General features: G+C 46.1%; 1 protein-coding gene. It reads left to right on the top strand.

The genetic code is table 11. The features are described from left to right. The coding region (locus CWC11_RS21625) for a TonB-dependent receptor (RefSeq protein ID WP_138684232.1) at nt 1-375 on the top strand (375 nt) is incomplete at both ends.

Raw genomic sequence — 375 nt, 5'->3', positions numbered from 1 at the left:
TCACTACGTGGTGCTGTAAGCACAGGTTTTAGAGCGCCTTCATTGGCTCAAACGTCCTATAAATCCATTGCTACGGTATTTGAAAATGGCGTACCTAGTGAAGTAGGTCACTTTACTGTTGATACGCCAGCTGCAAAAGCGCTAGGTGCTCGAGAGCTTGAGCCTGAAGAGTCGGTCAATATGACGGCGGGCTTTGTCTATACACTAGACGCGTTCTCATTTACTGTGGATGCCTATCGAATTGACATCGACGATCGCATCGTACTTTCTGAGAATTTAGGTGGTCCTGAAGTCATTAATATTTTGCAGCAAGCGGGTGAGCTCAATACGCAAAGTGTAAGGTACTTCACTAATGCTATCGACTCGCGTACCCAA

It is taken from the genome of Pseudoalteromonas sp. S3178, from assembly GCF_005886985.1.
Classification (GTDB): Bacteria; Pseudomonadota; Gammaproteobacteria; order Enterobacterales; family Alteromonadaceae; genus Pseudoalteromonas; species Pseudoalteromonas carrageenovora.
Note: the sequence above shows the minus strand (reverse complement) of the source record. Positions and strands in the feature narration are given on the sequence as shown.